The organism is Ureibacillus endophyticus (assembly GCF_024159215.1).
In the GTDB taxonomy this organism is placed as follows: Bacteria; Bacillota; Bacilli; order Bacillales_A; family Planococcaceae; genus Ureibacillus; species Ureibacillus endophyticus.
The window spans coordinates 3,555,875-3,574,798 of record NZ_JAMYWW010000001.1; the positions used below are offsets into that span (position 1 = coordinate 3,555,875).

Annotated in this window: 21 protein-coding genes and 2 other annotated features; of the genes, 1 reads left to right on the plus strand and 20 read right to left on the minus strand. The window is 37.0% G+C overall.

From position 1 onward, the window contains the following. Nucleotides 1-10 precede the first annotated feature (10 nt). The 14 genes from rplL to ispF form a co-directional block, all read right to left on the minus strand. Nucleotides 11-373 (minus strand): 50S ribosomal protein L7/L12, encoded by a 363-nt coding sequence (rplL, locus tag NKR20_RS17630; protein WP_121214175.1) that lies wholly within the window; start codon nt 371-373, stop codon nt 11-13. A 77-nt stretch (nt 374-450) separates the two neighbouring features. Beyond that, nucleotides 451-954 carry a 50S ribosomal protein L10 gene (rplJ, locus tag NKR20_RS17635; protein ID WP_121214174.1) on the minus strand — a complete coding sequence of 168 codons (504 nt, stop codon included), beginning with the start codon at nt 952-954 and terminating at the stop codon, nt 451-453. A gap of 33 nt (nt 955-987) precedes the next feature. Continuing rightward, nucleotides 988-1,137 (minus strand) — a sequence feature (ribosomal protein L10 leader region). Between the two features lie 59 nt (nt 1,138-1,196). Then, a complete protein-coding gene (gene rplA / locus NKR20_RS17640) occupies nt 1,197-1,889 on the minus strand; it encodes a 50S ribosomal protein L1 (RefSeq protein ID WP_121214173.1) in 693 nt (230 codons plus the stop codon). 122 nt (nt 1,890-2,011) lie between these two features. Beyond that, nucleotides 2,012-2,437, minus strand: coding sequence for a 50S ribosomal protein L11 (rplK, locus tag NKR20_RS17645; RefSeq protein WP_141396955.1), 426 nt, complete (start codon nt 2,435-2,437; stop codon nt 2,012-2,014). Nucleotides 2,438-2,689: 252 nt separating this feature from the next. Then, the gene (nusG, locus tag NKR20_RS17650) at nt 2,690-3,226 is read right to left on the minus strand and encodes a transcription termination/antitermination protein NusG (protein ID WP_121214172.1); all 537 of its coding nucleotides are present in this window, start codon (nt 3,224-3,226) and stop codon (nt 2,690-2,692) included. 164 nt (nt 3,227-3,390) lie between these two features. Further along, nucleotides 3,391-3,576 carry a preprotein translocase subunit SecE gene (gene secE / locus NKR20_RS17655; RefSeq protein ID WP_121214171.1) on the minus strand — a complete coding sequence of 62 codons (186 nt, stop codon included), beginning with the start codon at nt 3,574-3,576 and terminating at the stop codon, nt 3,391-3,393. Between the two features lie 60 nt (nt 3,577-3,636). Beyond that, nucleotides 3,637-3,783 carry a 50S ribosomal protein L33 gene (gene rpmG, locus NKR20_RS17660; RefSeq protein WP_121214170.1) on the minus strand — a complete coding sequence of 49 codons (147 nt, stop codon included), beginning with the start codon at nt 3,781-3,783 and terminating at the stop codon, nt 3,637-3,639. 87 nt (nt 3,784-3,870) lie between these two features. Next, the gene (gene sigH / locus NKR20_RS17665) at nt 3,871-4,518 is read right to left on the minus strand and encodes an RNA polymerase sporulation sigma factor SigH (protein WP_121214169.1); all 648 of its coding nucleotides are present in this window, start codon (nt 4,516-4,518) and stop codon (nt 3,871-3,873) included. A 74-nt stretch (nt 4,519-4,592) separates the two neighbouring features. Next, nucleotides 4,593-5,105 carry an NYN domain-containing protein gene (locus tag NKR20_RS17670; protein WP_121214168.1) on the minus strand — a complete coding sequence of 171 codons (513 nt, stop codon included), beginning with the start codon at nt 5,103-5,105 and terminating at the stop codon, nt 4,593-4,595. A gap of 2 nt (nt 5,106-5,107) precedes the next feature. After that, on the minus strand, nt 5,108-5,860 hold the full coding sequence (gene rlmB, locus NKR20_RS17675) for a 23S rRNA (guanosine(2251)-2'-O)-methyltransferase RlmB (RefSeq protein ID WP_121214167.1): 753 nt from the start codon (nt 5,858-5,860) through the stop codon (nt 5,108-5,110). Between the two features lies 1 nt (nt 5,861). Continuing rightward, nucleotides 5,862-6,278 carry a Mini-ribonuclease 3 gene (locus NKR20_RS17680; protein WP_121214166.1) on the minus strand — a complete coding sequence of 139 codons (417 nt, stop codon included), beginning with the start codon at nt 6,276-6,278 and terminating at the stop codon, nt 5,862-5,864. Nucleotides 6,279-6,280: 2 nt separating this feature from the next. Then, complete coding sequence (gene cysS, locus NKR20_RS17685) at nt 6,281-7,684, minus strand: cysteine--tRNA ligase (RefSeq protein WP_253427903.1); 1,404 nt, start codon at nt 7,682-7,684, stop codon at nt 6,281-6,283. A gap of 71 nt (nt 7,685-7,755) precedes the next feature. Beyond that, nucleotides 7,756-7,976 (minus strand) — a binding site (T-box leader). A 76-nt stretch (nt 7,977-8,052) separates the two neighbouring features. Next, nucleotides 8,053-9,513 (minus strand): glutamate--tRNA ligase, encoded by a 1,461-nt coding sequence (gltX, locus tag NKR20_RS17690; RefSeq protein WP_253427905.1) that lies wholly within the window; start codon nt 9,511-9,513, stop codon nt 8,053-8,055. Between the two features lie 135 nt (nt 9,514-9,648). Next, the gene (gene ispF, locus NKR20_RS17695; RefSeq protein ID WP_253427913.1) at nt 9,649-10,125 is read right to left on the minus strand and encodes a 2-C-methyl-D-erythritol 2,4-cyclodiphosphate synthase; all 477 of its coding nucleotides are present in this window, start codon (nt 10,123-10,125) and stop codon (nt 9,649-9,651) included. 189 nt (nt 10,126-10,314) lie between these two features. Here ispF and NKR20_RS17700 point away from each other — a divergent pair, with 189 nt between their 5' ends. After that, complete coding sequence (locus NKR20_RS17700; RefSeq protein WP_121214162.1) at nt 10,315-11,061, plus strand: SDR family NAD(P)-dependent oxidoreductase; 747 nt, start codon at nt 10,315-10,317, stop codon at nt 11,059-11,061. Between the two features lie 59 nt (nt 11,062-11,120). On the opposite strand, the gene ispD is transcribed toward NKR20_RS17700, so the two are convergent. From ispD to NKR20_RS17730, 6 genes are all read right to left on the minus strand, one after another. Then, nucleotides 11,121-11,810 (minus strand): 2-C-methyl-D-erythritol 4-phosphate cytidylyltransferase, encoded by a 690-nt coding sequence (gene ispD, locus NKR20_RS17705; protein ID WP_121214221.1) that lies wholly within the window; start codon nt 11,808-11,810, stop codon nt 11,121-11,123. Between the two features lie 24 nt (nt 11,811-11,834). Next, on the minus strand, nt 11,835-12,932 hold the full coding sequence (locus NKR20_RS17710) for a PIN/TRAM domain-containing protein (RefSeq protein WP_121214161.1): 1,098 nt from the start codon (nt 12,930-12,932) through the stop codon (nt 11,835-11,837). Between the two features lie 202 nt (nt 12,933-13,134). Next, nucleotides 13,135-14,511, minus strand: coding sequence for a DNA repair protein RadA (radA, locus tag NKR20_RS17715; RefSeq protein ID WP_121214160.1), 1,377 nt, complete (start codon nt 14,509-14,511; stop codon nt 13,135-13,137). Between the two features lie 326 nt (nt 14,512-14,837). Beyond that, nucleotides 14,838-17,279, minus strand: a complete 2,442-nt coding sequence (locus NKR20_RS17720; protein WP_121214159.1) for an ATP-dependent Clp protease ATP-binding subunit — start codon at nt 17,277-17,279, stop codon at nt 14,838-14,840. Further along, complete coding sequence (locus NKR20_RS17725; protein WP_121214158.1) at nt 17,269-18,369, minus strand: protein-arginine kinase McsB; 1,101 nt, start codon at nt 18,367-18,369, stop codon at nt 17,269-17,271. Before NKR20_RS17725 ends, NKR20_RS17720 begins: the two co-directional genes overlap by 11 nt. Continuing rightward, a complete protein-coding gene (locus NKR20_RS17730) occupies nt 18,366-18,917 on the minus strand; it encodes a UvrB/UvrC motif-containing protein (RefSeq protein ID WP_121214157.1) in 552 nt (183 codons plus the stop codon). Before NKR20_RS17730 ends, NKR20_RS17725 begins: the two co-directional genes overlap by 4 nt. Nucleotides 18,918-18,924: the final 7 nt, after the last annotated feature.

The window sequence follows — 18,924 nt, forward strand, 5'->3', positions numbered from 1 at the left end:
AAGAAAGAAATTATTTAACTTCTACTGAAGCGCCAACTTCTTCAAGTTTAGCTTTAATTTCTTCTGCTTCTTCTTTAGAAACGCCTTCTTTAAGTGGTTTTGGAGCGTTGTCTACTACTTCTTTAGCTTCTTTTAAGCCAAGACCAGTAAGTTCACGTACTACTTTGATAACTTTGATTTTTTGGTCACCAGCAGATGCTAGTACTACGTCAAATTCAGTTTTTTCTTCAGCAGCAGCTGCACCAGCGCCACCTACTACTGCTACAGGAGCAGCAGCTGTTACACCAAACTCTTCTTCGATTGCTTTTACTAAATCGTTTAATTCAAGAACTGTCATAGCTTTGATAGCTTCTAAGATTTGCTCTTTGTTCATTTTATTTTCCTCCTATATGGATGTTAGTTTTATTTTAGGCTATACGGCCAATTTGTGTTTTGAAGTCAGGCTTGTAATTACGCACCTTGTTCTTCTTTTTGTTCTGCAACAGCTTTTGTTGCAAGTGCGAAGTTGCGCACTGGAGCTTGAAGTACTGATAAAAGCATTGATAGTAAACCTTCGCGTGATGGAAGTTCTGCAAGTGCTTTAACATCATTAGCAGAAGATACGTTACCTTCAATGATACCAGCTTTAATTTCAAGCGCTTCGTTCTTTTTAGCGAACTCGTTGATAACTTTCGCTGGAGCTACTACGTCTTCTTTTGAGAACGCAACAGCATTTGGACCAGTTAAGAATTCGTTAATTCCTTCTACGCCAGCAATTTCTGCAGCACGGCGAGTTAAAGTGTTTTTGTATACTTTGAACTCAACACCAGCTTCACGTAGTTGTTTACGAAGTTCTGTAACTTGAGCAACAGTTAAACCACGGTAATCCACAACTACTACAGAAGCAGCAGATTGGAATTTCTCAGCGATTTCTTGTACTTGAACTTTTTTAGTTTCAATTGCACTAACGCTCATGTTTGACACCTCCTGATAGAATGGGTCATTTATACCGACAAAAGAAAAGCCTCTAGCCATAAAAGTAGACTAGAGGCTGGAAAATTCATCATCTAATAAGAATCCGATTTCGATGTCCTCGGTAGGATAATTAAGTACTATAATTAGCACCCCTACTGTCTACGGTACAAATGGATATTCACAACGTCATACATCATATCAAGGATATATGACGTTGTCAACAGTTTTATATTATATATTTATTATTTAACGCTAGCAACATCAATTTTCACTGATGGTCCCATTGTAGTTGTAACGTTAACTGATTTCATGTAAGTACCTTTAGCAGCTGCTGGTTTAGCTTTTTGAACAACTTCAAATACTGCTTTGAAGTTTTCAACTAATTTTTCGTCTTCGAAAGAAACTTTACCGATAGGAGCGTGGATGATACCAGCTTTATCAGCACGGTATTCTACTTTACCAGCTTTGATTTCTTCGATAGCTTTAGTTACATCGAAAGTTACAGTACCAGTTTTAGGGTTTGGCATTAAACCTTTAGGTCCTAATACACGACCAAGTTTACCAACTTCACCCATCATATCTGGAGTAGCAACGATTACATCAAATTCGAACCAACCTTGTTGGATTTTGTTGATGTACTCTGCATCACCAACATAGTCTGCGCCTGCAGCTTCTGCTTCTTTAAGTTTTTCACCTTTTGCGAATACTAACACGCGTTGAGTTTTACCAGTACCGTTTGGAAGTACTACTGCACCACGGATTTGTTGGTCGTTTTTACGAGTGTCAATACCAAGTCTGAAAGCAACTTCAACTGTAGCATCGAAGTTAACTGTGCTTGTTTTTTTCGCTAAAGCGATTGCTTCTTCAGCTGTATATACTTTTGAACGGTCTACTAATTTTGCTGCCTCTTGCAGCTTTTTACCTTTTTTAGCCATTATAATTTCCTCCTTGATTGTGGTTATAGCGGATATTCCTCCCACGAATAGAGGTTGCGAGTCCCTAGGAACATACCGCAACCTCCAAAAACAAAAGCCTTCATCATCAAGTAAAATGGGAATTAGTCTTCGATAACAATACCCATGCTTCGTGCTGTACCTTCAACCATCGCCATAGCCGCTTCAACTGATGCAGCGTTTAGGTCTGGCATTTTTTGTTCAGCGATTTCGCGAACTTTATCACGTTTAACCGTTGCAACTTTTTTACGGTTTGGTTCACCTGATCCAGATTGGATACCTGCTGCTACTTTAAGTAACACTGCTGCAGGTGGAGTTTTTGTAATGAAAGTAAATGAACGGTCTTCGAAAACTGTGATTTCAACTGGAATGATTAAACCAGCTTGATCAGCAGTACGAGCGTTGAACTCTTTACAGAATCCCATGATGTTAACACCGGCTTGACCTAGTGCAGGACCAACTGGTGGTGCTGGGTTAGCTTTACCAGCAGGGATTTGAAGTTTTACAATTTTAATAACTTTTTTAGCCACGAGACACACCTCCTTAAGTCCGTGATGTGGTAATTGGGTTGCCCCTCCCACTCAATATCTGTCTGTCAGCTAATTGCTGATAACATTAAAAAATTAATTAATATAAGACAAACTATCTTTTGACAGTCTGACCTATGAAATGATACCACTTTTAATTTAGTTGCGCAAGTATAAATATCAATCAAATATACTTATGGGTATTTTCCGTCTCTATTATCCCTATTACCAATAGAGTTTTAACATGGTTTAGAACTAAATTTTTTGGATTTGTTCAAAATCCAATTCCATTTTTGTTTCACGTCCAAACATATCTACAATAACTTTTACTTTACCTTTATCAGCGTCTACTTCTTCAACTTTACCTTGGAAATGAGCAAATGGTCCATCTAATACTTCAACCACTTCTCCAACTGTAATATCTAACTCACCAACAGCTTTTTTATCGATACCCATTTGACGTAATAAACGTTCAACTTCCTCAGGTAATAATGGAGTAGGTTTTGCTCCACCACCAGAAGATCCAATAAATCCTGTTACACCGGGTGTATTTCGAACAACGTACCAAGATTCATCTGTTAAAATCATTTCCACTAAAACATAACCTGGAAATACTTTGCGCATTACTGTACGTTTTTTTCCATCTTTTAAATCTGTTTCTTCATGTTCTGGAACAATAACACGGAAAATGTTATCTTGCATTCCCATTGTTTCAACACGTTTTTCAAGATTTGCTTTAACGCGGTTTTCATACCCTGAATAAGTATGAACTACATACCATCTCTTCTCCATATTGTCACCGGACTAATAACGTCCGTCCCTCCTCACTAATCACTTGTGCGCTGGCGAAAATGAATTTAATAATACGATTATCACAAATTAATAAAAATAAACAAATGAAAAAAACCCGTAGAGTAAAAGACGGGCTATTTTCAAAAAGTATTAACATTTCTTAATTACGAATCCAAGTATAAACGGAATAGTTCTGAAATGCCTAAGTCAACTAGCACAAAAAATATTGCCATAAATATAACTGTCGTTACAACAACTACAGTATATTTTGTTAGTTCTTTACTTTTTGGCCAGCTTGTCTTTCTCATTTCTGACATTACGTTTGACAGAAACCCTTTAATCTTGCCCATTATAGCTTAACCTCCGAACAAATCATCTATTCTATGTTCCAACTAAAACTATTAGTAAAATTATCTAGTTTGCTTATGCACTGTGTGTTCGTTACAATGGGAACAAAACTTTTTCAATTCAAGACGACTAGTTTCATTTGCTCTAGCAGGAACCGAATAGTTTCGGGATCCACATTTTTCACAGCATAAAACAATTTTTTTAGACATATATGAAAATTCACCTATTTCGGCTTTTTATCTTCTAAAGACTAACACCTAAAGAAGATGATGTCAACAAGCTTAATATATACGAGATTAACTTATTTCTCCAAATGCCAGATGACGTTCAAGTTTACGTTTTACACGTTGAAGGGCATTATCAATCGATTTGACATGACGGTTAAGTTCCTCTGAAATTTCATTATAAGATTGTCCATCCAAATATAAAGCAAGCACTTGTTGTTCTAGTTCACTTAATATTTCTCCAATTTTCTCCTCTAAATGAGAGTATTCCTCGCGATTAATCATTAAATATTCTGGGTCTTCCGATTCAGAGCTTGTAATGATATCCATTAATGTGCGATCGGATTCTTCATCATAAATTGGTTTATCAAGAGATACATAGGAATTAAGCGGTATATGTTTTTGACGTGTTGCTGTTTTAATAGCGGTAATGATTTGACGTGTGATGCACAGCTCCGCAAATGCGCGAAATGAAGATAGTTTATCACCCTTAAAATCTCTTATCGCTTTATATAAACCTATCATTCCTTCTTGAACAATATCTTCCTTATCTGCACCAATTAAAAAGTAAGAGCGTGCTTTCGCTTTGACAAACATTCGATATTTCGTTATTAAATAATCTAACGCTTCTGTATTACCTTGATGTACTTGTTCGACCAGTTGTTCATCTGCAAAATCCTCAAAACGTTGTAACACCTGTGTTTGATTACTACTTAGCAACGTTCTCACCCCAGTAACGTTCTATTTGTATGATAGCAACAGTATAACGGAATTGGAAAATATAGGTCAAATAGTTATTTCAAACCCCGTCTCATTTTCTCAAAAGCTAGTTCAACTTCTTTCGATAATTGAATTCTAGATTTAGGCTTTTCTTCGTGTTTCACCTTAACTTCTTGTGCAATGTTTGACTTAACAATTTGCATATCAATTTCTAATTCGCGTGCTGACTTTCGCAATGCACCTTGTCCAAATATTACATTTTGCTCTGTCATATCGGATGTAGCTACATAGATTTGTATTTTTCTGCCCTTTAATTCATTTGTTAACTTTTCTATTTGTTCATCAGCAGTTTCGTTTTTTCTAGTATATATAATTTCTACACCATTTTGAACATAAGTCTGTTGCACACCTGGAACTAAGTGAGCATCAAATACAACAATTACTCGCCATCCCATGGCAGCTTTAAATTCTGCCATGAGCTCTAGCAAGCGATTACGGGCTTCTTCGAAATTCGTATCTTTTAAAGGACGTAATTCCTTCCAAGCTCCAATCATATTGTAGCCGTCAACAATTAAAATGGTTTGCATGTTTATTCATTCTTTTCTTGACGTTTTCTATATACTTCATACATTAAAAGCGCTGCAGCAACCGAGGCATTTAATGATGTAACATGTCCAATCATTGGTAAGTGGTAAAGGAAATCACATTTATCTCTTAACAATCGGCTCATCCCTCTACCCTCACTACCGATAATGACTGCTAACGGTAAAGTAGCATCCATCTTTCTGTAATCCACTGAGCCTTTCGCATCTGTTCCAGCAATCCATACACCACGATCTTTTAGTTCGTCCACAGTTTGCGCTAAATTTGTAACTCGCACTACCGGAACATGTTCAATCGCCCCTGTAGATGCTTTTGCGACAACAGCTGTTAACCCTACCGCGCGACGTTTCGGAATAATAATGCCATGTACACCAATTGCATCTGCTGTACGCATAATCGAACCCAAATTATGTGGATCTTCTAACTCGTCTAAAATAATAAAGAATGGATCCTCATTTTTTTCCTTCGCTGCATTAAATAAATCCTCTAGCTCCGCATATTTATAAGCTGCTACAGAAGCAACGATACCTTGATGATTTGCATCAGATAATTGGTCTACTTTTTTCTTTGGGACAAATTGAACAAGCACACCACGCTCACGAGCTAAATCAAGAACTTCATTAATTCCCGTCTTTTTTACACCTTCAGCAATCCATAATTTATTAATTTCTCTACCTGAACGCAAAGCTTCAAGCACCGGATTTTTTCCAGCAATCATTTCACCTTGTTGCTCACTCAAGTTATGACCCTCCCTTTGATTGTTCAACAATTTCTATTGCGTAATCAATGATTTCGTTAACACGTGTATATTGCTTCGTTAAATATAGGCTTCCTAATACCGCTTCAAACCCCGAACTATTTCGATAGGTTTGAACATCTGTATTTTTTGGAATTGAACCAGATTTAGCATTTCGCCCTCTTTTAAAAACCGCTACCTCTTCCTCAGTTAAGTAATTTTCATCCATCATTTTATGGACGATCATCGATTGAGCTTTTGCAGAGACATAACTAGTGGCTTCTTTATGAAGACGATTTGGTTTGGCTCTTCCATTTAGGAGGAGATGCTCTCTCACTCTTTGTTCAAGAACAGCATCTCCCATATAAGCTAGAGCTAATGCATTTAACTGCTTTACATCTTCTATACGAAGTTGAGACATTCTTATAACCCTCGTTTCCAACGTGTACCTTGGCGTGTATCTTCTAATATGATGTTCATACTTAATAGTTGGTCGCGAATTTCATCAGAACGTGCAAAATCACGATTTTTACGAGCTTGATTACGCTCTTCAATCAAAGCTTCAATTTCCTCGTCTAATAATTCTGCCTCCACTTTAAACTGAATACCTAAAACATCTCCAAGTTGATTGAACGTTTGTAGGAACGCATTTAATACACGTTCTTCTGTATTAGTTTCGTTTAAATATGTGTTAGCAAGTTTAGCTAATTCAAATAGAGAAGAAATTGCGTTTGCTGTATTGAAGTCATCATCCATTGCTTCTTCAAAGGATTTCTTAACCTCTTCTATTTTCGCTAAATATGATTCACCATTGTCAGTAAGATTCGTTGCAGCATTTAAACGATATTCCACATTTGAATAAGCTGTACGAAGTCTTTCTAAACCAGCACGAGCAGCCTCTACTAAGTCTTGTGCAAAGTTGATTGGATGACGGTAATGTACTGATAACATAAAGAAACGTAACACTTGTGGATCAATTTGCTTACGGATATCATTTACTAACACGAAATTGCCAAGGGATTTTGACATTTTTTCATTATCGATATTAATGTATCCATTATGCATCCAATATTTCGCAAAAGTTTTTCCTGTATACGCTTCTGATTGAGCAATTTCATTTTCATGGTGTGGGAAAGTCAAATCTTGACCACCCGCATGAATATCAATTGTGTCACCTAAATGTTCTCTAGCCATAACCGAACATTCAATATGCCATCCTGGACGACCTTCACCCCATGGACTTTCCCATTTAATCTCGCCTGGTTTTGCTGCTTTCCATAACGCAAAATCAAGTGGATCTTCTTTTTTCTCACCAGCTTCAATACGAGCTCCAACCTTTAGATCATCAATTGATTGATGAGAAAGTTTGCCGTAACCATCAAATTTACGTGTACGATAATATACGTCCCCTTGTGATTCGTAAGCAAATCCTTTTTCCACTAAAACTTTTATAAATTCAATGATATCATCCATATGATTTGTAACTCGAGGATGAACATCTGCTTTTTTACAGCCCAGTGCTGTGATATCTTCAAAATAAGCGTGAATAAAGCGCTCTGTTAATTCAAAAACTTCTTCGCCAAGTTCATTAGCAGCTTTAATAATTTTGTCATCTACATCAGTGAAGTTCGAAACATATTTCACATCGTAACCTTTATATTGAAAATAACGGCGCACTGTATCATACACAATAACAGGACGAGCATTCCCAATATGAATAAAGTTGTATACTGTTGGACCACATACATACATTTTTACTTTCCCTTCTTCAAGAGGGATAAACTGCTCCTTTTGTCGTGTTAAAGAGTTAAAAATTTGAATCGCCATACTTACTCTCTCCTTTTGAGATTCCATAAATTATTTAAATAAAAAACGTCTCTATCATTCCACTATGAAATGACAGAGACGCATTAAAGCGCGGTTCCACTCTGATTGAAAGCAAAGTTATGCCTTCCGCTTGCAGTCCGTTAACGAGGACGAATCGACTTGCCTACTCAAATTTTCAGCACAGTACTCGAAAGGTGCATTTCCGTAAAATAGAGGTTTAGGTCATTTTCAGCCAATGATGACCCTCTCTATAAAACATATTTTACGTACTTCTCCTTCTCAACGCTTTAAAAATATTTACGCTCTAGTCGAATAAAGTTAAATTCATTTTACAATAGGCTATTTAAAAGTCAATTAATAACATTCGTTTATTTTACGTATTTCTCAATACGAGCAATGGCTTTTTCTTTACCAATTAATGCAATTGCATCTGCTAATTCTGGACCATGAGTTTGACCAGTTGTTACGACACGTATTGGCATAAATAAATTTTTCCCTTTGTGTCCAGTTTCTTTTTGAACAGCTTTAATTGCAGCTTTAATAGATGCTGGATCAAATGATTCAAGGGCTTCAAGTTGAGCTTTAAATGACGTCATAACTTCAGGAATTTGTTCGCCAGCTAATACTTCTTTCGCTTCTTCATCATATACAATTTCCTCTGTGAAGAATAAACTTGATAACTCAACAATTTCCGCACCATAGCTCATTTGATTATGGTAAAGACCAATTAACGCTGTAGCCCATGCTTGTTGCTCTTCGTTTAATTCTGCTGGAAGTAAACCTGCTTTTTGTAAATGTGGTAAAGATAATTCCACAACTTGTTCAAGAGGAAGTTTTTTGATGTATTGGTTATTCATCCATGTTAGTTTATTTTTATCGAACATCGATGGTGACTTCGAAAGACGCTTTTCATCAAAAATTTCAATGAACTGTTCTTTAGTAAAGATCTCTTCCTCGCCTTCAGGAGACCATCCTAAAAGTGCAAAGAAGTTAAACATTGCTTCTGGTAAATACCCAAGATCTTTATATTGAGAAACGAATTGAATAATTGATTCATCACGTTTTGATAATTTCTTATGATCTTCATTTACGATTAATGTCATATGACCATATTGTGGATATTCCCAACCAAATGCATCAAAGATCATCATTTGTTTAGGCGTATTTGACAAATGCTCTTCTCCACGGAAAACATGTGTAATATCCATGAAATGATCATCTAGTACTACGGCATAGTTATATGTTGGGATACCATTTGCTTTTACAAGTACCCAATCTCCAATATCTTTTGATTCAAATGTAACTTCACCGCGCACAAGGTCAGTGAAATTATATGTTTTGTTTTCAGGTACACGCATACGAATTGTGTAAGGAATACCTTCCGCTTCTTTAGCAGCTACCTCTTCTGGAGTTAAATGACGACATTTACCGTTATAAGTAGGTGCAGCAACGCCACGTGCACGTTGCTCTTCACGAGAAGCTTCTAATTCCTCAGATGTACAGAAACATTTATAAGCAATGCCGCGTTCTAGAAGCTCTTCTGCATGTTTTTTATAAATGTCTAGACGTTCCATTTGGCGATATGGTGCGTATGGTCCACCGATATCAATTGACTCATCAGGTGTAATGCCTAACCAACGTAAGTTATCTAGTTGTGATGCTTCTCCGCCCTCAACATTACGCTCGATATCTGTGTCCTCAATACGTACGATAAATTTCCCATTATGATGTTTTGCAAATAAATAGTTAAATAACGCTGTACGAGCACCACCAATGTGTAAAAATCCTGTTGGTGACGGCGCATAACGAACGCGAACTTCTTTTGTCATTATATAAGTGCCTCCTATATGTTAAAAAATCACTTTGTCAATTTTACCACTCTGTTGATGGAAATAAAAGCTGGCATACTTAGTTTCCTGACTTGGTGTACTATTTACCAAATAGAGCTAATTATCCGTCTATTTTTATTTCTTAATTAACAGGATTGTTGCCATTGCAGCAATACCTTCTTCACGACCAGTAAAACCAAGCTTTTCAGTTGTTGTTGCTTTTACATTCACTTGAGATGCTTCTGCATTTAATAATTCTGCAATTCGATTACGCATTGGTTCAATGTAAGGAGCTAATTTCGGTCGTTGTGCCATAATCGTACAATCAACATTTCCAAGAACATAGCCCTTTTCCTCAACAATTTTCCAAATGTGTTGCAATAATTTTGCACTGTCAGCATCCTTAAACGCTGGGTCTGTATCTGGGAAATGGTGACCGATATCTCCTTCTCCAATTGCGCCAAGTGCTGCATCAGTTACTGTATGTAATAAAACGTCAGCATCTGAGTGCCCTAAGAGACCACGATCATGAGGAATAGTAATGCCACCTAAAATTAAAGGACGTCCTTCTGCAAATGCATGAACGTCAAAACCTTGTCCAACTCGAAACATATACTAGCTGTTGTAATCGTCTACAACGACACAAACAGCATTCACCGTCCTTTACATATAATTTAACTTAATTTTACTCTACATATATTAACATATTTCCAATTATGTTTGATTGTAAGCAGGAATTTACGTTATTTAAATCGTATGTAATTAATTGTGGTAAATTATTACATATCAGGGGGAGAATAAATGTTCGAATTAAAAGATAAAGTTGCTATCGTTACTGGTGGATCTTCAGGTATTGGATTAGCAACTGTAAAAGCATTTGTAGCAAAGGGTGCAAAAGTGGTTCTTTCAGATATTAATACAGAAGCAGGTAAGCAACATGTCGCTTCCATTCGTGAAAACGGTGGAGACGTAACATTTTTCGAAGCAAATGTTGCAGAGGAATCTGCTGTACAAGCACTGGTTCAATTTGCTGTTGATACTTATGGCAAGGTAGATATCATTGTGAACAATGCAGGTATTGGTGCATTAGCCTCTACACATGAACTAGACTATGAAGATTATCAACGTGTCATTAAAGTTAACCAAGATAGTATTTTCTACGGCAGTAAATATGCAATCCAAGAATTTTTGAAAGCCGGTAATGGTGGTGCAATTGTTAACGTAGCTTCAATTTTAGGAACAGTAGGTGAAGCTGGTGCATTTGCATACAACGCTTCAAAAGGGGCTGCAAACCTTATGACTAAATCATTAGCTGCAGAATATTCCGGTAGAGGAATACGAATCAATTCCGTATGCCCTGGTTATGTAGAATCTGGTATGGTGAACAAAGAAGCTTTAGGTGATTTCTATGATGGATTAGTTGCTCGCCATCCTGTTGGTCGTCTTGGTCAACCAGAAGAAATTGCTCATGCAATTGTCTTCTTATGTGAAAATGAATTTGTAACAGGTTGCAACCTATTAGTAGATGGTGGATATACTGCAATATAAAAGAACACCCGAGGGCAAACATTGCCACTCGGGTGTTTTAAATGAAATAATTAAAAACATTAACTATTAATGCCGCGCTTTTTGAGTATTGCTTCGCCCAACACTAAATCTTCTTTAGTTGTCATTTTTAAATTATCATAGCTTGCTTCTACGATATGAACGGGATAACCAAGTCGCTCAACTAGCATAGCTTCATCTGTACCTAGAAAACCAACTTTTTCAGCTACATCCTCTGCTTCTGCTAGTAAGTCATATCGAAATGCTTGTGGTGTTTGAATCATCCATAAACTTTCGCGGTCCACCGTTTCAACGATGATGCCATCCTTTACTTTCTTCATCGTGTCTTTGGCTTTCACCCCTGCAATAGCTGCACCCTGTTCAATTGCACGCTTAACAAGAGAAGCAATGATGTTTTGTGTAATAAAAGGCCTTGCCGCATCATGAACTAAGACTATTTCCACTTGTTCCATCTCTTTGATACAGGAGTGAACAGAATGTTGTCGTTCCTCGCCTCCATCAGGTAAACCCTTTACTTTTGTAATTTGATATTCCCTTAATAATTGCTGAATAAATTCCCGTTCTTCAGGTTTTACTGCTAACCAAATTCCTGTACAATTTTCATCTTGTTCAAATACTTCAAGAGTATGAATTAATATCGGTTTATTTGCTAGCAATAAAAACAATTTATTTTGACCTGCACCCATGCGTTTTCCACTTCCTGCTGCAGGCAATACTACTTCATATTGCACATCGTCACATCCTACTCCAACCACTTAAGCTACCTGTTCATCCTTTGGTTTTGCAAAAATCATTCGACCTGCAGAAGTTTGTAATACGCTTGTTACTGTAACTGTAATGGATTGACCTATAAACGATCGGCCACCTTCTACAACAATCATTGTACCGTCATCTAAATATGCGACACCTTGATTATGTTCTTTTCCATCTTTAATCACAACAACTTGCATGTCTTCTCCGGGTATAACGACAGGTTTTACAGCATTTGCTAAGTCATTAATATTTAATACTTGCACATGATGCAATTCACACACCTTATTCAAATTAAAATCATTCGTTAAAATTTGTGCGTCCATCTTTTTTGCAAGTCGTACTAATTTTAAATCTACTTCATTGATGTCTTCAAAATCAACTTCAGAAATTTGAACGGTTGTTGCACGTTCGTCTTGAAGTTTTTTCAAAATATCTAAGCCTCTTCGTCCACGTGTTCTTTTTAAGGTGTCGGATGAATCTGCGATATGTTGAAGTTCTGTTAAGACAAACTGTGGAACAACTAAAACACCCTCAATAAAACCTGTAGACGAAATATCAGCAATTCGTCCATCTATGATGACACTTGTATCCAGCAATTTGTATAATTGTTTTGGTTCACTGGCAGGAATAATGCCTACATCCGTACCTTTCTTTTTTGCATTTGGCCCGGATTTTGTAAACATTTGAATCAATTCATCTCGTTTTGTGAATCCTACTCGGAAACCGAGATAACCAAGAATAATAGATAATAATATTGGGATAACTTCAGAGACAATTGGAATCTGAATACGCTCTACTGCAAAACCTATTAAGTAAGCAAGAATCAAACCAATAATTAATCCAAGTGTACCAAAGATTAGATCGGCTGCAGGAATTTTAACTAAAACGCCTTCCATCCAAACAATCAACTTCACAAAATAGTCCGACAATGAAAATGATAAAAGGAATAATAAGATTGCACCTAATGCTACCGAAACATATGGATTGTTAAGCCATGGATTAGATGATAAATTAATAAATTCGTATAATGGCGGTAAAAAGACAAAACCTAACGCTCCTCCGATAAATAAAAATGCAATTTGAATCACTCTTTTTAGCATATTTCCACCTCCTTTTCCTTCTTATGTTAATTATACAGTGTTCGAAACTAGTTTGCCTAAATTACATCTCCATAATTTAATAAACAGTACTAGCTCCCCATTTTACATAAATCTATATAACAACTTATGTTTTATTTTTACCCATAATTAAAAAGAAAAATGCCCATATAATAAAAAGTTTATATGAGCTCTAAATGAAATATTATAAATCGTTAAAGCATGCTCTCAATGCTTCATTTATGGTTTCACAACCGATGATTTGAATGTCCTCTGGATAATCCCATCCACCTAGGTTTGATGCGGGAATAAAAATTCGTTTAAATCCAAGTCTTGCAGCTTCTTGAACGCGTTGTTCAATTCTTGAAACACGGCGTACTTCTCCAGTTAGTCCAACTTCACCTACAAAGCAATCTGTCCCTTTTACAGGTTGATCTTTATAACTCGATACTATAGACGTTAAAACAGCTAAATCGATAGCAGGTTCGTCTAATTTTACTCCACCCGCCACTTTTATATAGGCATCTTGCGCTTGCAACAGCATACCCATTCGTTTTTCTAGTACAGCCATTAATAATTGTACGCGGTTTTGGTCTACACCCGTTGCCATTCGTTTTGGATAATTAAAGCTGGTCGGAGTAACTAATGATTGAATTTCAACTAAAATCGGTCGAGTCCCTTCCATAGATGCTACAATTGTTGAGCCTGCTGCATCATGGGACCTTTCCTCCAAAAACAACTCAGATGGATTTAACACTTCTTTTAATCCTGAATGAATCATCTCAAAGATGGCAATTTCATTTGTGGAACCAAAGCGATTTTTCTGACTACGTAATATACGGTACGTATGATGACGTTCACCTTCAAAATAAAGAACGGTATCAACCATATGTTCTAGTAATCTAGGTCCAGCGATTTGGCCTTCTTTCGTAACGTGACCTACTAAAAAGATAGCAATACCTTTTGTTTTGGCTATTCGCATAAGTTCTGCTGTACACTCTCTTACTTGTGATACACTACCAGGTGCACTAGTTACCTCAGGGTGATGGATTGTTTGAATTGAATCGACAATAACAAATTTCGGTCCAACTTCTTCAATCGTTTTATGAATTAATTCTAAATTCGTTTCAGAGTAAATATATAACTCGGGTGACTGCACACCAAGTCGCGATGCACGAAGTTTCGTTTGACGCATCGACTCTTCACCAGATATGTACAATACACGATGATTTCTATTAGAGAGTAATGCAGATACTTGCATTAGCAATGTGGACTTTCCAATACCCGGATCCCCTCCAATTAATACGAGAGAACCTGGCACTATCCCCCCACCTAATACTCGATTTAGTTCGGACATTTCTGTAAGAACACGTGGCTCTTCTTGTGTTTCGACATGAATAATAGGAGTTGCTTTTTGACTAACACTATTGGAATGCTGGAATGCACCTCGAGGGCCTTTTGTTACCACTTCTATTTCTTCTACAAACGTATTCCATTCACCACACCCTGGACAGCGCCCCATCCATTTCGGCGATTCGTATCCACAAGAATTACAACAGAATTTTGTTTTTTTCTTTGCCATGAAATTCTCCTTTAAATTCTTTCTAGTAAATTTATTGTACAAGAGAACATACCAAAGAGCACATGATAAGAAATATATCCTCAACCCTTAAAACGACTGAGAGTTCCTAAAATCAACATTAAAACATAAAACTCAACAATCCTCGCTATCAAAATCCGTCATTATGAAAATTTGGAAATACTCTAAACCTTATTAGCCTGTTAAAACAAAGAGAAAAAGCGTGAAAATTTCTAATTTAACATTTTCACGCTTTTTTGACATGTTTCACATGAAACATTTTTCGACTACTTCGGACATCATTTTATGACGAATGCCGTTACATTTTGTTATTTTGAAGCTACAGCATTTTTAGATTTTACTACGAACTCGCCATCAACATAATCGAATACCACATGGTCTCCTGGAGAAACTGTTCCTTTTAGTAGTTCTTCAGATAAGCGGTCTTCCACATGTTTTTGTAATGAACGACGTAATGGACGTGCTCCATATTGTGGATCATAGCCTTCTTCAGAGATTTTCTCTAATGCTGCATCTGTTAATTCTAACTCGATATGGTTTTCTTTTAAGCGAGCAGTTAAAGAGTTAGCCATTAATGAGATAATTTGTTTTAACTCTTCTTTTTCTAAAGAGTGGAACACAATCATATCATCAATACGGTTTAAGAATTCAGGACGGAATGCTTTTTTCAATTCTTCTAGCATTGTGCCTTTCATATCTTTATATTTGCTCTTATCATCGCCCGTACCGAAACCTAGGCTCTTACGGTATTTCAATGCATCGGCACCGACGTTAGATGTCATAATAACCACCGTGTTACGGAAGTCTACTTTTCGACCTTTTGAGTCAGTTAAACGACCGTCATCTAATACTTGAAGTAAAATATTGAATACGTCCGGATGTGCTTTTTCAATTTCGTCAAATAGCACAACTGAATATGGCTTACGACGAACTTTTTCTGTTAATTGACCACCTTCATCGAATCCAACATATCCTGGAGGTGAACCAACTAAACGAGAAGTCGAATGTTTCTCCATATATTCTGACATATCAATACGGATCATCGCATCCTCATCGCCAAACATTACTTCTGCAAGGGCACGAGCTAGCTCAGTTTTACCTACACCTGTAGGACCAAGGAAGATGAATGAACCGATTGGACGTTTAGGATCTTTTAAGCCTGCACGAGCGCGGCGGATTGCACGAGAAATTGCTTCTACTGCTTCACCTTGACCAACCACTCGTTTGTGTAACTCTTCTTCAAGGTTAAGAAGTTTTGCAGATTCTTCTTGTGCAATTTTTGATACAGGGATTCCAGTCCACATCGAAACAACTTGTGCAATATCATCCACTGTTACTTTCGATTCTTCTTTACCTTGTTTTTCTTTCCAAGTTTTCTTTGTTTGTTCTAGTTCATCTTTAATTTTTTGTTCTGTATCTCGTAATGCTGCTGCTTTTTCAAACTCTTGAGAAGATACAGCGGCATTTTTCTCAGAACGAACACCTTCTAATTTATCTTCTAACGCTTTTAAGTTTGGTGGAACCGTGAATGAACGTAAGCGTACTTTTGAACCCGCTTCATCAATTAAGTCAATTGCTTTATCTGGTAAGAAACGATCTGAAATGTAACGGTCTGATAATTTAGCAGCTGCTTCAACCGCTTCATCCGTAATTTTTACTCGGTGATGTGCTTCATAGCGATCGCGCAATCCATTGATAATTTGTATTGTTTCTTCAACAGTAGGCTCATCTACTTGAATTGGTTGGAAACGACGCTCTAGGGCAGCGTCTTTCTCAATGTATTTACGGTATTCGTCTAGGGTAGTTGCACCGATACATTGTAATTCACCACGAGCTAATGAAGGTTTTAAGATGTTGGATGCATCAATTGCACCTTCTGCACCACCAGCACCAATTAATGTGTGAAGCTCGTCAATGAAAAGAATAACGTTACCTGCTTGGCGAATTTCATCCATAACTTTTTTCAGACGGTCTTCAAACTCACCACGGTATTTAGTTCCTGCAACAACTGTACCCATATCTAAAGTCATTACACGTTTATCACGTAATGTTTCAGGTACTTCATTGTTTACGATTTGTTGTGCTAAGCCTTCAGCAATTGCCGTTTTACCAACACCTGGTTCACCAATTAATACAGGGTTGTTTTTCGTACGACGAGATAACACTTCGATAACACGTGTAATTTCTTTGCTACGACCGATTACCGGATCAAGAGAACCTTCACGAGCAATTGCAGTTAAGTCACGAGCTAATCCATCTAAAGTTGGTGTATTAACAGATTGTGTTGGATTTGCTGAACTTTGAGCAGCATCGTTATTACCTAACAATAACAACACTTGTTGACGTGCTTTATTTAAACTTACTCCTGCATTTGCTAATACACGAGCAGCTACACCTTCACCTTCACGGATAAGGGCAAGTAAAATATGCTCTGTTCCGATATATGCATGACCAAGCTTTCTTGATTCATCAACAGACAATTCAATAACTTTTTTTGCTCTTGGTGTATAATGCACGATTGGACCTACATCTTTTTGTCCTTTACCCACTAGTTCCTCTATGCCAGATTCAATAATTTGCGGACTTACATCAATTGCTTCTAATGCTTTTGCAGCAATTCCGCCACCTTCACGAATCAAACCAAGTAAAATGTGCTCTGTACCTATTGATTCGTGTTTCCAACGAATCGCTTCTTCTTGAGCTAGTTGCAACACTTTTTGTGCTCTTTGAGTAAATCGGTTAAACATCATATCTTTCCTCTCCTTTTTCCAATGAGTTTTGACTATTTAAATTGAGTTTTTCGCGTAATAATTTTGCTCTAAAGATGTCGCGCTCAGTTGGTTGTAAAGTTGTACCTGCATACTGTTGCACAAAACCTGGTTGAATTAAAATCATGCATTCATTCAATATATTCAATGGAACATCTTTAATGATGCCCAAATCAACACCAAGTCGAACATTTGATAAACAAGATGCCGCTTCTTCACTCGTCATTATCCTCGCATATCGCAGAGTTCCTAATGAGCGGTTGAAACGATCTTCTAACACAATTCGAGAATTTTTGAGTAAAGATTGTCGTGCGCCTCTTTCGTTTTGAATGATTTGAACAACAACATTTTGTAAATCCTCGATAATCTCCTCTTCAGATTTCCCTAAAGTAACCTGATTGGAAATTTGATATATGTTACCTATATTTTCGCTACCCTCACCATAAATACCTCTTACAACCATTCCAAATCGGGCTAACATTTGCGTCACCGCTTTAATTTGTTTGGACATAGTAAGTGCTGGTAAGTGCATCATTACTGAAGCTCGTAGTCCCGTTCCTACATTTGTAGGACAACTTGTTAAATAACCAAAACTTTCATTAAAGGCATATGGTAAATGCTTTTCTAATTGACCATCGAGTTGATTTGCTAAAGTATAGGTTTCTGAAAGTTGAAGCCCCGGTAAAATACATTGAATACGTAAGTGATCTTCTTCATTGACCATTACGCTCATTGTTTCATCTTCCGAAAGTAAAACCGATGCATGTTTTTCCTTCTTAGCAAGTAATGGGCTAATTAAATGTTTTTCAACTAATACTTGCCTTTGTAACGCGGGCATTTCCTGTATAGTAAAATGGGAAAAAATCCGCTTATCTTTATTTATGTTTAATAGTGCCTGTGTTACTACTTCATCTACTTGTTTTGCTTCTTGTTCTGAAAAACTTAATGGGAATCGGTAGCCATCTAAATTTCGGGCTAATCTTATGCGAGTACTTAAAACAATATCTCCATCAAGACCTTTGCCATCCATCCATCCTGGCGCCTCACTTTTTAGAAAATGTTCTAGATTCATGGTGTATCAACACCCCCATGTTCCAGCTTACGTTCCAAATCTTTTATTTCGTCCCGCAGCTCTGCAGCATCTTCAAATCGTTCCTCCATAATTGCAGTTTGTAATTGCTCTCGAGTAGTCTCGATTTGTTTTTTAATCCAAGTATGATCATTCGATGGTTTTCCAGGTGCTTTACCACTATGCTTAGTGCCTGCTTGAATTTTAGTAAGAACTTGTGGAAGTTGTTTACTAAAGGTTTCATAACATTGAGAACATCCAAGTTTACCCTCATTCAAAAAGTGTCTGAAAGTAAAACCACATTTCGGACATTGGGATACCTTCTGAGTTGTCGTTTGAGTTTTCTCTTGAGTATTATTCCAAACTGGTAAACCAAATAAATTGGCCACTAGTTGATGGATTGGTATTTGATCTTCTTTATGAAAGTCGATGTTGAAAGGGTGAAATTGTTTCGCACATACTTCACAATAATGTCGTTCACTTTTTTGGCCATTAATTACTTGTGTTACCGTGACTGATGCCTGACGTTCTTGACAGTGCTCACAAATCATGACCAAT

Bases quoted from the DNA above. Each gene is read 5' to 3' on its own strand.
- NKR20_RS17725 (WP_121214158.1), bottom strand. From the start codon at position 18,369: ATGAATCTAGAACATTTTCTAAAAAGTGAGGCGCCAGGATGGATGGAT.
- ispF (WP_253427913.1), bottom strand. From the start codon at position 10,125: ATGTTTCGAGTTGGACAAGGTTTTGACGTTCATGCATTTGCAGAAGGA.
- nusG (WP_121214172.1), bottom strand. From the start codon at position 3,226: ATGGAGAAGAGATGGTATGTAGTTCATACTTATTCAGGGTATGAAAAC.
- rplL (WP_121214175.1), bottom strand. From the start codon at position 373: ATGAACAAAGAGCAAATCTTAGAAGCTATCAAAGCTATGACAGTTCTT.
- cysS (WP_253427903.1), bottom strand. From the start codon at position 7,684: ATGGCGATTCAAATTTTTAACTCTTTAACACGACAAAAGGAGCAGTTT.
- NKR20_RS17670 (WP_121214168.1), bottom strand. From the start codon at position 5,105: ATGCAAACCATTTTAATTGTTGACGGCTACAATATGATTGGAGCTTGG.
- NKR20_RS17680 (WP_121214166.1), bottom strand. From the start codon at position 6,278: ATGTCTCAACTTCGTATAGAAGATGTAAAGCAGTTAAATGCATTAGCT.
- rplA (WP_121214173.1), bottom strand. From the start codon at position 1,889: ATGGCTAAAAAAGGTAAAAAGCTGCAAGAGGCAGCAAAATTAGTAGAC.
- gltX (WP_253427905.1), bottom strand. From the start codon at position 9,513: ATGACAAAAGAAGTTCGCGTTCGTTATGCGCCGTCACCAACAGGATTT.
- NKR20_RS17710 (WP_121214161.1), bottom strand. From the start codon at position 12,932: ATGCTAAAAAGAGTGATTCAAATTGCATTTTTATTTATCGGAGGAGCG.
- NKR20_RS17730 (WP_121214157.1), bottom strand. From the start codon at position 18,917: ATGATTTGTGAGCACTGTCAAGAACGTCAGGCATCAGTCACGGTAACA.
- radA (WP_121214160.1), bottom strand. From the start codon at position 14,511: ATGGCAAAGAAAAAAACAAAATTCTGTTGTAATTCTTGTGGATACGAA.
- NKR20_RS17700 (WP_121214162.1), top strand. From the start codon at position 10,315: ATGTTCGAATTAAAAGATAAAGTTGCTATCGTTACTGGTGGATCTTCA.
- rplJ (WP_121214174.1), bottom strand. From the start codon at position 954: ATGAGCGTTAGTGCAATTGAAACTAAAAAAGTTCAAGTACAAGAAATC.
- rpmG (WP_121214170.1), bottom strand. From the start codon at position 3,783: ATGTCTAAAAAAATTGTTTTATGCTGTGAAAAATGTGGATCCCGAAAC.
- NKR20_RS17720 (WP_121214159.1), bottom strand. From the start codon at position 17,279: ATGATGTTTAACCGATTTACTCAAAGAGCACAAAAAGTGTTGCAACTA.
- secE (WP_121214171.1), bottom strand. From the start codon at position 3,576: ATGGGCAAGATTAAAGGGTTTCTGTCAAACGTAATGTCAGAAATGAGA.